At 44.6% G+C, this 14,817-nt stretch carries 10 protein-coding genes; 4 read left to right on the top strand and 6 right to left on the bottom strand.

From position 1 onward, the window contains the following. Window position 1 precedes the first annotated feature (1 nt). Window positions 2–688: a YggS family pyridoxal phosphate-dependent enzyme gene (locus tag ACX0G7_RS16355; RefSeq protein WP_458924579.1), complete on the top strand. Its 687-nt coding sequence runs from the start codon at window positions 2–4 to the stop codon at window positions 686–688. Between the two features lie 419 nt (window positions 689–1,107). Then, window positions 1,108–2,787 (top strand): glutamine--tRNA ligase/YqeY domain fusion protein, encoded by a 1,680-nt coding sequence (locus ACX0G7_RS16350; protein ID WP_458924578.1) that lies wholly within the window; start codon window positions 1,108–1,110, stop codon window positions 2,785–2,787. An 11-nt stretch (window positions 2,788–2,798) separates the two neighbouring features. Here ACX0G7_RS16350 and ACX0G7_RS16345 read toward each other — a convergent pair whose 3' ends face one another. From ACX0G7_RS16345 to ACX0G7_RS16330, 4 genes are all read right to left on the bottom strand, one after another. After that, a complete protein-coding gene (locus ACX0G7_RS16345; RefSeq protein ID WP_458924577.1) occupies window positions 2,799–4,151 on the bottom strand; it encodes an amidohydrolase in 1,353 nt (450 codons plus the stop codon). Between the two features lie 239 nt (window positions 4,152–4,390). Beyond that, window positions 4,391–4,942, bottom strand: a complete 552-nt coding sequence (locus ACX0G7_RS16340; protein WP_458924576.1) for a GNAT family N-acetyltransferase — start codon at window positions 4,940–4,942, stop codon at window positions 4,391–4,393. Between the two features lie 114 nt (window positions 4,943–5,056). Continuing rightward, window positions 5,057–6,616: an acyl-CoA mutase large subunit family protein gene (locus tag ACX0G7_RS16335; RefSeq protein WP_458924575.1), complete on the bottom strand. Its 1,560-nt coding sequence runs from the start codon at window positions 6,614–6,616 to the stop codon at window positions 5,057–5,059. 84 nt (window positions 6,617–6,700) lie between these two features. Beyond that, entirely contained in the window at window positions 6,701–7,246 is a 546-nt protein-coding gene (locus ACX0G7_RS16330; RefSeq protein WP_458924574.1) for a DUF7935 family protein, read from the bottom strand. Between the two features lie 160 nt (window positions 7,247–7,406). On the opposite strand from ACX0G7_RS16330, the gene ACX0G7_RS16325 reads away from it, so the two are divergent. Further along, a complete protein-coding gene (locus ACX0G7_RS16325; RefSeq protein WP_458924573.1) occupies window positions 7,407–7,751 on the top strand; it encodes a HesB/IscA family protein in 345 nt (114 codons plus the stop codon). A 172-nt stretch (window positions 7,752–7,923) separates the two neighbouring features. Here the strand turns inward: ACX0G7_RS16325 and secDF are convergent, their stop codons facing one another. Beyond that, window positions 7,924–10,989 carry a protein translocase subunit SecDF gene (secDF, locus tag ACX0G7_RS16320; RefSeq protein ID WP_458924572.1) on the bottom strand — a complete coding sequence of 1,022 codons (3,066 nt, stop codon included), beginning with the start codon at window positions 10,987–10,989 and terminating at the stop codon, window positions 7,924–7,926. Between the two features lie 241 nt (window positions 10,990–11,230). Between secDF and ACX0G7_RS16315 the strand changes: the two genes are divergently transcribed. After that, the gene (locus ACX0G7_RS16315; protein WP_458924571.1) at window positions 11,231–12,421 is read left to right on the top strand and encodes a pyridoxal phosphate-dependent aminotransferase; all 1,191 of its coding nucleotides are present in this window, start codon (window positions 11,231–11,233) and stop codon (window positions 12,419–12,421) included. 651 nt (window positions 12,422–13,072) lie between these two features. Here ACX0G7_RS16315 and ACX0G7_RS16310 read toward each other — a convergent pair. Next, complete coding sequence (locus tag ACX0G7_RS16310; RefSeq protein ID WP_458924570.1) at window positions 13,073–14,815, bottom strand: M14 family metallopeptidase; 1,743 nt, start codon at window positions 14,813–14,815, stop codon at window positions 13,073–13,075. Window positions 14,816–14,817: the final 2 nt, after the last annotated feature.

Raw genomic sequence — 14,817 nt, 5'->3', positions numbered from 1 at the left:
TATGGCAATAAATCTTGAAGTTTATAAGGAGCTGATGAAACTTTGCACCGCGAAGAATCTAACCCTTGTTGCGGTGTCGAAAAACAAGCCGGTAAGCGATATCCAGGATCTCTATGACATTGGTCACCGGGACTTCGGAGAGAATTATGTGCAGGAGCTTATACAGAAGCAGTTGCTGCTGCCACAGGACATCAGGTGGCATTTCATTGGCCATCTCCAGCGGAACAAGGTTAAATACATTGCGCCGTTTATTTATATGATCCATGGCGTTGAAAGCTACCAGTTGCTTGAAGAGATCGACCGGCAGGCTGTTAAAAATGAACGGAATATCAAATGCCTGTTGCAGCTCCATATCGCGCAGGAAGAAAGTAAGTTTGGACTGAGCTATGAAGAATTGCAGGATATCATCAGGGATATTCCTAAACTCGAACTGTTAAATCAGATCCGAAATGTTACGATTTCCGGCTTGATGGGGATGGCTAGTTTTACAAAAAACAAGGCACAGGTACGAAAGGAATTTGAATACCTGAAAGCCGCTTTCGATGATTGCAAGGCAAATCTTGTAAAATCTTCTGAATTTAATACGCTAAGCATGGGGATGAGTGGAGATTATGAAATAGCCATTGAAGAAGGCAGCACCATGATACGTGTTGGTAGCCTTTTATTTGGTCAGCGCGAACCGTTATGATCGGGAAAACCGATCCATTCATCGAAGGGTTGCAGTGATTCAGCGAATTGATTCGCCCGGGGTCGTTAGAGATTTTATCTTTGATCCAGATCGTTACCCTGATTTTTTTCTATTAAGTTTTTTAGTGGTTTAGAACCGTACGCTAAGTGCGGTTCTTTTTTTTTCTATGTGCTTCCACTTGCCCGGATTCTGATGCATATTTTTTCATCGCCAATAAGCTGTCAATCGTCGAATACCTTTTGAGATGCACCCCCCCGGACATAATTTTACACCATCACCCGGATTATTCATAGGAATTGTTTATTGGTTCAGAGAGCTGTAGGAGTACAGCTCTCTTTTTTTTGCCCCGCCCGACACTTACTCCGCAAAGGCTGATTTCAATTTAAAGCTTAAATTTGCAGATACAACGCATTGATAATATGGCAGAAAGCATAAAAGAAGAAGAAAAATCACTCAATTTCATAGAAGAGATCATTGTCGCTGACCTTGCGGCTAAAAAATACGATTCGATCGTGACAAGATTTCCTCCCGAACCGAATGGGTACCTGCATATTGGGCATTCAAAATCAATTTGCCTGAACTTTGGTCTGTCAAAACAATTTGGTGGAAAAACAAACCTCCGGTTCGACGACACCAACCCGGTAACGGAAGACACGGAATATGTCGAGAGCATAAAAGACGATATACGCTGGCTCGGGTTTGAATGGGCCGAAGAGTTATATGCATCTGACTATTTTGAGCAGTTATATGAGTTTGCTGTAAAACTTATCAAAAAAGGACTTGCCTATGTTGATGATTCAAGTGCGGAAGAAATTGCGAAACTAAAGGGCACACCTACTGAACCCGGCCAGCCGGGTCCTTACCGTAACAGGACAATAGAAGAAAACTTGTCGCTTTTTGCAGACATGCGCGCCGGAAAATATCCCGATGGCGCGAAGGTCCTTCGTGCAAAGATTGATATGGCATCACCGAACATGCACATGCGCGATCCCTTACTGTACCGTATAAAACACGCCCATCATCACCGGACCGGAGATAAATGGTGCATATATCCCATGTATGATTTTGCGCATGGCCAGAGCGATTCAATAGAAAAGGTGACGCATTCGATCTGCACGCTTGAATTTATTCCGCACCGCCCGTTATATGACTGGCTGATTGAAAAGCTGGAAATTTTTCCTTCCCATCAATATGAATTTGCACGCCTGAACATGACTTATACGGTCATGAGTAAGCGCAAGCTGTTGCAACTGGTGAACGAGCGCCACGTGACCGGTTGGGACGATCCGCGGATGCCAACGCTCACCGGGTTAAGGCGCCGTGGTTTTACCCCTGAAAGTATCCGTTTATTCGCCGACAAAATTGGTGTCGCGAAACGCGATAATATGATTGATTTTTCTTTGCTTGAATTTTGTATCCGCGAACATCTGAACAGGATAGCATTGCGGAGGATGGTTGTAATGGATCCACTCCGGGTAGTGATCACCAATTATCCTGCAGGTGAGACGGAGATGCTTCCAAGTGAAGATAATCCGGAAGATCCGAATAGCGGAAACAGGGACATTCCTTTCAGCAACGAACTATATATCGAAAGGGAAGACTTTATGGAAGATGCTCCCAAAAAGTTTTTCAGGCTCGCTCCAGGTAAGATGGTAAGACTTAAAAGTGCCTATATCATCAAGTGCGATGAGGTGCTGAAAGACGGCTCGGGTAATATTACGGCTGTACATTGCAGTTATATCCCGGAAAGCAAAAGCGGATCCGATACTTCCGGGCTTAAGGTCCAGGGTACATTGCATTGGGTAAGTGTGAAAGAAGCAATAAATGTTGAAGTGAGATTGTATGACCGGCTTTTCAACGCCGAAGATCCTTCATCAGAAGAAGGAGATTTCAAAGATTATATCAATACTGAGTCCTTACAAATCATACCTGGCGCCTTTGCGGAACCGGCACTGGCGTCTGCAAAATTTGATGAACGTTACCAGTTTATTCGCAAGGGATACTTTACGCTCGACAAAGAAAGTTCTGAAGAAAAGCTTGTTTTCAACAGAACGGTTACATTGAAGGATACCTGGGCCAGGGAAGCGAAAAAAGGGTAGTGACCCGTTGGTCAGAATCCTTTTTTCGTTGGCGATGGTTTCACAGCTGTCTTCTGTTTGGCGTAGTCAAACACCAGGTGGCAAAACGCCTTAACCCCAACATCCAGCTGGCTGTCGTCAATCACGAAGTCAGGTGTGTGATGAGGTGCCGCCTTATCGGGATCCATGCCTTTAGGCATTCCACCAAGATTGAAGAAAAACGAAGGGGCTTTTTCACCGAAAAACGAAAAGTCTTCGGCCCCGGTTGTCCATGTGCCTGAAACCAGGTTGTTTTTACCTGCGGCTGCTTCCAGCGAAGGAAGCATCATTTCAACCAGTTCAGGCGTATTATAAGTGACCAGCGTTTTGGTATCAATCGTAACTTCTGCAACAGCACCTGAAGATTCCGCCACCTTCATTGCCGTTTGTTTGATTTTTTCATGAACGTCCTTCTGCATTTTACTGTCCAGTGTCCGGATAGTACCTTCAAGGATCGCTTCTTCAGGAATGATGTTGTTTCTGACACCGCTGTGAAACTTCCCGACGGTTATCACTACCGGCGCCTGTGTAAGATCCGACTGGCGGCTTACAATGGTTTGCAGGGCATTGATGATCTGTGTACCTGCAACGATTGGATCAACCCCGGTCCAGGGTGTGGATCCATGAGTCTGCTTACCTTTTATCTTTATGGTAAACCAATCTGAAGAGGCCATAAATGAACCACTTTTATACCTTAGCTTGCCTACTTCGAGTGACGAGTTTATATGGATGCCGAAGATTGCATCTACTTTGGGATTGTCCATCACACCTTCCCTGATCATTTCCGGTGCGCCTCCGGTTTCATCACCCGGTGATCCTTCTTCGGCCGGCTGGAAAATAAACTTTACCGTACCAGGAACATCTTTCTTCATAGACGTTAATACTTCGGCAGTTGCCATCAACATTGCAACATGCGTGTCGTGACCACAGGCATGCATAACAGGTACTTTCTGTCCCAGGTAATCGGCGGTCACGGTAGATTTATAAGGAAGATCTGCTCTTTCAAGAACAGGCAGTGCATCCATGTCTGCTCTAAGCGCTACTACAGGTCCAGGCCTTCCGCCGGTGAGTATTGCAACTACTCCTGTTTTTGCAATACCGGTCTCCACCTGCAATCCCAGCTTCCGGAGATGTGCAGCAATGTATTCCGCGGTCTTCACTTCCCTGTTTGAAAGTTCAGGGTGTTCATGAAGATAACGGCGCCATTCTATCAGCCTGGGTAGTATTGCTTTGGCTTTCTGATCCGCAATTGCGTTTGGGGTGGTTTGTGCCTGAACTGTTCCGAAAAGTAAAATTCCGGCTGCCATCAATTTTGGGCAGATCGCCTTAAGAGCCATATCAATCATGAATTTTATTTTAAACTGATTAGTTAGAAAAATAGGGATAAAATGGACAGTAGCTGTTGAGTAACTTTGTTATTTATTTCACTGGCAGATCTTTAAGGTAGGAAATCATCTTCCAAAAAATTCAACCAACCAATAATTTTTACTTTTTTATTGATCCGATGTTAGTTTTTTATCCATCCCCGCACGCAAAGTGTCGCCGGACTTACATGAACCTTTATTTTCATGCCTTCAATGACAGGCTATTTCCAGTCCCATAGAACCACGTTCCATTCGTCCATATAATCACGATAGGTGTGGATCGTCTTGAAGCCCGTCTTCTCATGTGCGCGCATGGACCTGTGATTTGAAGTGGAGATCTCAGTAACTATACAGTCAAAACTTTCCTGGTAAAGTTCCCGGTGTTTATGATAAAGCATGCTGAATACCTGTTGACCACGATAGTTCTTATCAACACAGATCTGGCCCATGACATAATACCTGTAATCACATAAAGATTTCCCCAGCCATGTGATCGTTTCAAGATGCAGAAACATATTTTCCAGGTCCGGGTAAGCTTTCCGGCCTTCTTTAAGCAGTACAATCGCATAAGCAACGATATTGTCTCCGTCACGGACCACTATACTTGGAGCAAGGTCGTGCAACTGTTGCAACATTTCGATTGAAAACTGCATGGTAAGAAATCCTTCGGTTGCTTTTTCTTCCGCTGATATGTTTTGTTTTAGATTGCGTTCCTGTAATGAAAGGATTTGCCTGAGATCAGACTGATTGTTTGTGAGACCAGCTGTTAACATCGGTGGTAGTTTATTCTGATAAACCAAAGATAAGCAAGCGCCGGGAAGTAAGGACTATCCGGTCACTATTAAGCCAATTATTGCCGGATTGGATGTAATTGGCATTGTAGAAAGTTATTTGTGTTCGCCCCAGACTTCGCGTAAAGTATCGGCAATTTCTCCCAGGGTACATTTTTGCTCTACAGCATCAAGAACAACCGGCATGATATTGTCATCACCCGAAGCGCAGTCGTTCAACTGTTGTAACAGGTTATCACATTTAGCAGGATTACGGTTGTTTCTGAAGGCAGCCAGCTTTTCAGTTTGTATTTGTCTTATGCTGTCATCAATCCTGAAGCCGGGTATTTTTTCGTCATTTGTACTTTGAAATTTGTTTACACCAACAATAATCTTTTCACCCGTTTCAATTGATCGCTGATATTCATAAGCACTTTTTGCGATCTGCTCCTGCATAAAGCCTTTTTCAAGCGCGCTGACACTGCCACCCATATTATCTATGATGCCGATAAGTTCAAAAGCCTTTTCCTCAACCTGGTTGGTTAACGTCTCCACATAATAACTCCCGGCGAGGGGGTCGGTTGTATCAGGAACACCGCTTTCGTGGGCGATGATCTGCTGGGTGCGGAGCGCTATCCTCGCTGCTTCTTCAGTTGGCAGACTCAGCGCTTCATCATAGCCGTTTGTGTGTAATGATTGTGTTCCGCCAAGTACAGCAGCCAACGATTGCAGAGTAACCCTCGAGATGTTATTTTGTGGTTGTTGCGCGGTCAGGGTGCTGCCACCGGTCTGCGAGTGAAACCTAAGCATCATCGCCTTAGGATCTGTTGCACCCAGGTCCTTCATGATCTTTGCCCACATTCTCCTGGCCGCCCGGAATTTCGCCGCTTCCTCGAACAGATTGTTGTGCGCATTAAAGAAAAAGGATAGTCGCCGGCCGAAGACATTTATATCCAATCCTTTTTCAATGGCGGCTTTCACGTAGGCCTTACCGTTACTAAGTGTGAATGCAACTTCCTGGACAGCTGTACTTCCTGCTTCACGTATATGATAACCCGAAATAGATATCGTGTTAAATTTTGGCGTTTCTGTACCACAATATTCGAAGATGTCAGTAATGATCCGCATCGACGGTTTGGGAGGATATATATAGGTACCCCTCGCTGCATATTCTTTGAGGATATCATTTTGGATGGTACCCGTTAGTTTTTTCAGGTCCGCACCCTGTTGTTTAGCCAGGGCAATGTAAAAAGCCAGCAGGATGAAACCTGTGGCATTAATGGTCATGGAAGTTGACACCTGGTCGAGCCTGATGCCATCAAAAAGTGTCTGCATGTCTTCCAGGGTATCGATGGCCACTCCAACCTTACCGACTTCACCTTCAGCGAGCGGATGATCGCTGTCATAGCCTATCTGTGTAGGAAGATCAAAAGCAACGCTAAGTCCCATAACGCCCTGTGATAACAGGTAATGGTATCGCTTGTTACTTTCTTCTGCAGTGCTGAAACCCGCGTATTGACGCATGGTCCAGAGCCGTCCCCGGTACATGTCTTGTTGCACTCCACGTGTAAATGGAAACTCACCGGGATTACTGTCGTCTGCCTTACCGATGTCAGCAGGGGTATACACTGATTTTATTTCAATCCCTGAATCTGTTCGTTTGATATTATCATCCATAATACTGTTCACTTAAGATCAGGCATTTTTTCCAGTGAGTGAAGCAAACTTATTTCACTGCCCTGATCAAGACGCCGGCATTTACTAATTCATCAGTTTTTTAGCTTCGAAGCTAAGCACATCCGAAACAACATTGTGCAATGTTGCTTTTGGATTTTGCATCAACATTTCCAATACTGCCCTGCTAAGATCCTGGCCACTTGCATCAGGCGGTAAAAAGGAAGCAACCTGGTTGATAATAAGTATGTTCTGATCTTTGAGATTTCGGACGGCTTCCCAGGCGTCAGCACTCACATAGATCTGCTGGGTTACATTGTATTCAAATTCCTGTTTGATTTGTTGGGTGAGTAACAGCTGCATATCCTTCAATCCAAGTCCCGGCTGGTTAACACGGCTGATTACATTCGGTAGCGCTATCCTGTCGGTCAGAAGGATCATACGCTCGTAAGCCTGTAATTGAAGCTGTTTGCTGATATCATCAGCTGGTTTCTTTTCAGGTACCGGTGATTTTGCAGAAGGTGCCGAACGCTTTGCCTCCTGTCGCTGTTTCCAGAAGAGATAGGCAAGCGTGCCGCCAATTGCAAAAGCGATGATCAATTGCCAGATTAACTGACTACTGGATAATGACATAATGGATTTTTAAGTTAGGCAAAAATAGTGATTAGGCACACCTATAACGGAACTTCTTTGAATTGCTTATTTTTGCATACAAACTTTTTTGGAAGCTGATTATTAATATACCCCGACTTGCCGGAAGGCTCCGTAGGGGCAACAAACAAGATATCGATTTATGGAAACTACAATAACTTCTCCGCTGAATTTTACAGCAAAGGCAATTGAAGAAATTGACCGCCTTATGCAGGCCCCGGATTTTGACAAAACAAAGTTACTTCGTGTTGGTGTGAAGGGTGGGGGCTGCTCCGGGATGACATATATTCTAGGCTTCGATCACAAACAGGACAACGATGAAGTGTTTGAAATTGAGGGATTGAAATTCCTGCTGAACAGATCACACAGCATTTACCTGATGGGAATGGAGATCGACTGGCAGGACGGTCTTAATGCACGGGGCTTTAGCTTTTCCAATCCCAATGCAAGTAAGACCTGCGGATGCGGAACCTCTTTTGCTGTGTAGTCAAAAACAAGCATTTGGCAGGTTTTAAACAGTGGTCTTTTTGTCTGAATTCCGATCACCTGAATGTTCGCCTGAACACTAATCGTTTAAACACGCATAGACGAACTGAAAGCTTATCACAAAAAAAAGGCCAGTCCCGAAAGAGACTGGCTTCATTATTATTAGAAGATCATTATTTAGTAAGCGCTGGTTTAGGCTTATCAATCTTAGCCGTTGGTGCCGAAGCATCTGGCTTGCCTAATGGTCTGTTGCGGGCAAGATCCACAAGTAAAGGAGCTGCAACGAAGATGGAAGAATAAGTACCGGTAAGTACACCAATCAACATCGCGAAAGCAAAACCTCTTGTTACTTCACCGCCCACCAGGAACAAAATGAGGACGGTAAGAAATACGGTGAATGAAGTCATTACTGTTCTGCTCAGCGTTTGATTGATCGCACGGTTCACAATCACATGAGAATGCTCTCCTTTCATCAGTCGTGTGTCTTCCCTTATACGGTCATAAACAATAACCGTATCGTTCATTGAGAAACCAATCACCGTCAGGATCGCCGCGATAAAGTGCTGGTCGATCTCAAGTGGGAAAGGAACAACGTTTTTCAGGAATGAAAACACTATCAGGGTTACCAGTACGTCGTGTAACAATGCGATAATGGTACCCACAGAATATCTCCAGTCACGGAACCTGATGAAGATATAAAGCGTGATAACGAGTATCGACCAGAAGGTTGCCCATAAAGCACCTTTTTGTAAGTCATCCGAAATCGTAGGATCAACTTTTTTAGTTTGCTCAATATACCTGGTCGTTGCAAAAACCTCAGGTGTTAAGTTAGCCGGCAGGAATGGTTTTAATCCTGCAAACAGTTTTTGTCTCACCTGCTCATCAGTTGCGATACCTTCCTGGTTGATCAGGTAATCAGTGGTGATATCGAATTTGCTGCTTGATCCATATGTTTTGATAACAGGGGAGGATCCGAATTCTTTTTCAAGTGCTTCACGCAGTTTTTCCCCATCCTGTGGTGCGTCGAACCTTACTATATAGCTGCGGCCGCCACTGAATTCAACACCTTTTTTGAAACCGTTGATCAATGCTGCCACACCAAGAATGGCGATAACTACAGAAATAACATAAGCATACTTCCTGTATTCGATGAATTTGTAATTCGCGTGACGGAAGATCCGCTTGGAGAAGCTGGTGAAATATTTGAAGTGACGGTCTTTCTTAGTATAAAAATCAGTAATCAACCTCGAAACCAGGATACCTGTGAACAGGGAAAGCAAAAGTCCAAGTATCTGCGTTGTTGCGAATCCAAGTACCGGGCCAAGACCATAGATCGCAAGGATGATCGCTGTAAGCAAACTGGTGATATGCGCATCAAGCACGGGTGGTAAGGAACGACGGTAACCGGTTTTGACAGCCTGGTCATGGGTGCTTCCTTTAGCCAGTTCTTCCTTGATACGTTCAAAGATGATAACGTTTGTATCAACCGCCATACCGATGGTCAATACCAGGCCCGCAATACCTGCAGCAGTCAGCGTAGCATGCATCGCGCTAAGAATACCGACGGTGAAAAGCAGGTTAAGTATCAATGCAATATTGGCTACTATACCCGCGGTGTTGTAATAGATGATCATCAATACGAAGATCACCAGGAATGAAATCAGGAATGATAATAAACCACCCTGTACTGCCTCCTGGCCTAATGTTGGTCCAACTACCTGCTCCTGGACAATTTTTGCAGGGGCATCAAGTTTACCGGCCTTAAGGATGTTTGCAAGATCCTGGGCTTCTTCAACAATAAGCTGTGTATTCGCACCGCTACCGCTTCCCATGGTGATCCTTGAATTACCACCGGAGATCTTGTCGATCACATTCGGAGCCGAGTAAACAATATCATCCAGAACGATTGCAATGGATTTGTTTTTATTCTTCTCTGTCATTCTTTCCCAGGTGCGTGCACCGGAGTTGGTCATTGACATAGTAACATTCACCTCATTGGTAACCTGGTCAAATTCCTGGCTCGCATTTTCGATGGCTTCACCTTCCAGTTCAGCACCCTCTTTACCAGGAATTGTTTTGATCGCATACAACAACAACACCGGTGAAAGTTTACCGGCTTCATCCCTGTCCTGCTTGCCCCAAAGGAACTTCGCGTTTGCAGGGAAATTATTTTTTACTACAGGTAGCCTGAGGTATTCATTGACTTTAGCAGTGTCACTGATTCTCGCGAGACCGATGTATGGGTAGAAGTAATACTTTCCTGTTTCAGGATTTTGTTGTGGTACAGCAGGATTCAGGATCCGGAACAATGGATTGCTGCCGGCACTGGTGTCTGCAACTTTAAGTGAATCAGGCACACGTGAAAGTGAGTCCTGGGTTTTGGCTGAAGAAAACAGGTAGGTGTCCAATGCCTTATCAGCAGCCTGGAGACCTTGACCAAGGTCGGCAAATGTATACACTTCCCAGAATTGCAGGTTAGCGGTTGACTGCAGGAATCTTCTTACCCTTTCAGGGTCAGTTGCTCCTGCAAGTTCCACAGTGATGATACCCTTGTTTTCATCAAGACTGATATTGGGCTGTGCTACTCCAAATTTGTCGATACGTCTCCTGAGAACTTCAAAAGTCTGGGCCATGCCCGCATTGGCCTGGTCGCGGATATAGTTAAGCACCTGCGCATCAGATGCGTTGATGGTAAGTTTATTCCTGTTGGTGTTTGCGAAGAACGGTGCAAGTTTAGCGCCCGGGTTCTGATCATTGAATGCAGCACCAAAGAGATCGATGAAGTTCTGATCACTGTTCAGCTTTCTTCTCTTTGCTTCCTCGATTGCTTTCAACAGCACAGGATCTTTCGGGTTGTTCGATACTCCTTTGATAAGACCATCAAGTGCGATGTCGAGTGTCACGTTGATACCACCCTGCAAGTCAAGCCCAAGAAGCAATTCGCTTTCTTTGGCTTTCTGATAGGTATTACCCCACCATGTTATCTTCTGATCTTTTGTGCTATCAAGTAGAACTGCCAGTCTTTGATTAACAAGTGTGTTAACCGTGTCCTGGTATAAAGCCTGCGCCTCTTTATTACCTGCATATTTCTGCTCAGCAGCGGGATAAAGTCGTTTAACCTGTTGTATCGCTTTTGCTTTCATCGCTGATTCATGCTTATTCACGAACCATGTAAAGGAAAGCTGGTAGCCGGATATCAGGATCAGCAGAACAGCAAAAATACTAACCAGTGCTCTCATCGCAATTGTTGTTTATTTTTTTAAGGTTGGCAAAGATAGGGTTTTCAGGAGAAGAAATTCCTATATGATTCCGGTTTTGCCACAATTATAAGGTATTTCAGAACCGACGTTTACAACGTAAATCGGCATCTCATGGTATGCCCGCCGGCCTTAATCTTATAAAATTTACCAAAGCATTTGCCTGAAATCTGAAACTGTTCCTACCTTTGCGTCCTTCATCAAAAAATAAAGCAACGAAGCAATGCAGTTATCTTCCAGATTACAGCGGTTCAACGAACCGGAAACCCTCAAAATGGCCAAACTCGGCAGGGAATTAAGAGCGCAAGGAATTGATGTTATTGACCTAAGCCTCGGTGAACCCGATTTTGACACGCCCCAGCACATAAAGGATTCTGCAAAGAAAGCTATTGATGAAAACTGGAGTCACTACACACCGGTAGCAGGTTATGCTGACCTCCGGGAAGCCGTTTGTACAAAGCTGAAACGTGATAATAACCTGGATTACAAGCCAGAAAACATTCTCGTCTCTACCGGGGCAAAACAAAGCCTGGCAAATGTGATTATGGCTGTGATTGACAACGGCGATGAGGTGATCATCCCAACACCGTTCTGGGTGACCTATTCTGAACTTGTACGTATTGCGGAAGGTAAACCTGTATTTATCCGATCCACCGTCGAAAATAAGTATAAGATTACCCCGGCAGAACTGGAAGCGGCCATCACCCCGAAGACTAAGCTTTTCATGTTCTCATCCCCCTGCAACCCCAGTGGCGCAGTATATTCGAAAGAAGAACTGGCCGGCCTGGCAGAAGTGTTCAGGAAATACCCTGAGATTTTCATCATCTCTGATGAGATTTATGAATATATCAACTATGTGGGCAAACACGAAAGCATCGCACAGTTTGAGGACCTCAAAAATCGTGTAATTATTGTTAACGGACTGAGCAAAGGTTTCGCCATGACAGGTTGGAGACTAGGGTATATCGCTGCCGATCCGCTCGTGGTGAAAGGAAGTGAGAAGATCCAGGGACAGTTTACCAGTGCAACCTGTTCAATTACTCAGCGTGCGGCCATTATCGCTTTAACCGGCGACCTGACCCCATCAATGCAGATGTCTGAGGAGTTTACCAAACGCAGGCAGAAAATGCTTGAATTGATGGGCACTCTTCCCGGAGTAACCTGTATGGAACCAGATGGAGCGTTTTATGTATTCCCGGTAATGAAGGCATATTATGGCAAGAAAAACGGCGAGCATGCCATAAATAATTCGGATGATCTGTCGATGTACCTGCTCAATACGGCCCATGTGTCGAGTGTTTCCGGCAGTGCGTTCGGAGAACCTGACTGCATCAGGTTGTCGTTTGCAAATAGCATGAAAAATATTGAAACCGGGGTTGCCCGTATCAAAAAGGCACTCAGCGATCTGAAGTAATAAAATAACAAAAACGATGAGCTGATGCCTTGTGTTTCAGTTTCATTTAACCGAAAAGGGCGCAGTCAATAGCGCCCTTTTTTGCATTAAAACAGTGTTCTCACGAAACCGCTAAGGGATTTTACTTATTGTAATCTAAATTATTATCCAACAAGACACTTTTACCCCGATACTTCGGATGGATTGAGGATGTAATACGTGCATCTTTGTTCTACCAAAACAAACTGCTTCAAACACACCGAAACTAACTGAGCAGTAACCCCTTAACCTTAAACCCGGAAAAGCCTGCGGTCAGAGCCTAAACGTAGAAAATTTGTCGCTTCCGCAGACGACGGGCCCAGAAGAGTAGCCCTTAAAACAACCAAAACAAGCTTGTTGATCAATGGACAAGCTTAATGCCCAAAACTAATCAGCTTATTACTTCGAGGTAACCAGCTTAATAACCAAAACTAACCAGCTTATAACCTGAGCTAACACATTTAACGACCAAAACTAACCAGCTTAACCCCTAAACACCTAAACCCCTTAGCGCTAGCCTGTTTGCTTACCGTGGTAGATTAAAGACCCCTCTAACGTCATTGTAACCCAACCGCAGATTTACGTAACGAGATTCCCTGCCTGAGAATGGTGGGGAATTTTTTTGAAGGCTGATTATTTAGAACGGCTTACAAGACCCCCCTTTCTGCTATCCACATTTATGCCATATTTTCCGGAGCCGCGAACTATCCACCTGACAGTAACAGTACCCATACCAGGTATATTATCTACTTCAATGGTTTGCGGATTTGTTTTCTGTTCAGTGGTGATATTCAGATCACGGTTCTGAACTATCATACCGGCAATAACATTTGCACCGGTAATAGTGATGTAATCAGGTCTTTCAATTTTGAACTTTATATCCTGGCTGGAATGTGTCGGCATGATGCGGCGGTTGGCGATTACAGCGGTGATTTCTCTTAAGCCATCTCCCAGGTCCTTTTCAGATATGGAATCAACTTCAAGTTTCGGAGTCTGGTAACAATGATAAATCGTAAAAGCCATGTTCCGGTGTGCATCGCTCTCCAGTAGAAAACCAGGATGAGCCCTTCCGAAATTCTTTTTGAAACCGCCGATCTCTATTTTTCCATATTGAGGGTGATTGAATTCATGCCAGTCTACAAATGCATCTCTAAAAAGCAGATGACGGTTGAATTCGCTGGATGATGGATCCTGCGGATCTCTGGTCGCATCTTTATTAAACATCAGGTAAGGTGTCCATAATTCATTTGAATAAGTGTAGATGCCGCGCCCGCCATAAAACCAGTCAAGTTCGCCGCCATAAGCGGAATATAAATCCTTATACACAACCAGGTATTTATAGCCTGGTATCAGTTCTTCACCTTTTTTGGCGATAAAATCATAAACCCTAACATCCTGCGCATTGTAGGTACCAACATCCTCCTGTCCCCCGGGACCCCGTAATATCATACCGCCGGCATTGTGATAAGATTGTGCAGCAGCTATATTCGGATGCTTCATTACAAATTCCATGATAGCCCGGTTTTCAGGGAGACTGAACGGATATTTAAAGGCGCCGCCCTGAATATAGTTCGGTTGCCATCCCCATCCCCAGTCACGGTTAGGATCGTATTCAAATGTATAACCGTCTTCATTAACCTGGCCGTCGCCGTCATTGTCAATCCCTTCAAGTCCAAGAAATTCATAATCTCCTTTCTGATCGGCCGGTACGGTGATCATTCTTGAAGGATCATTAGGATCTGCACGCAGGTTACCATTGGAACTTTTTCTCCGCATGTATAAGATTTCCTTATCGCCATCCAGGTCGTCATAACCATCTTCGTTCACGAGTCCATCGCGATCATTGTCAACCGGGATAACACCAGAACGGGGAGAGCTGGCAGTATTCCCTTTGTGCATATAGCTGTCTCTTCCATCAGGATTAATACTTGGAATGATATAAAAAGTCTTGTCTGCAAGTAGCTCCTGGATAAACTTCGTATCAAAAAAAGATTCTGTAAGATACCATGCAGTGTACATCGCAAATTCGGCACCCTGGATCTCGTTCGAGTGAATGTTGCCATCAATGTATATGGCCGGCTTTTTTTCAGCCGTTCCTTTTTTGTAGTCGGTGATTGACAGGCACCAAAGATCACGGCCCTCAAAAGATTTTCCGATCGATTCAAGCTTTGCAAGATCAGGGTATGCGGCTGCTATTTTTTTACATATTTCAGTAATACCAGCGTGGTCATAATACTTGTTCCAGCTTAAAACAACTTTGGGATTCGCGGGGCTACCCGCAGCTTTGAAGATCTGGTCAGCATTCTGGCCAGTCGCAGGCACCGCGATCACAACCGGTATGATATAAATGAAAAGTGATTTTATGAATTGTTTCATGT

The sequence above is a fragment of the Flavitalea antarctica genome (assembly GCF_054461535.1).
Note: the sequence above shows the minus strand (reverse complement) of the source record. Positions and strands in the feature narration are given on the sequence as shown.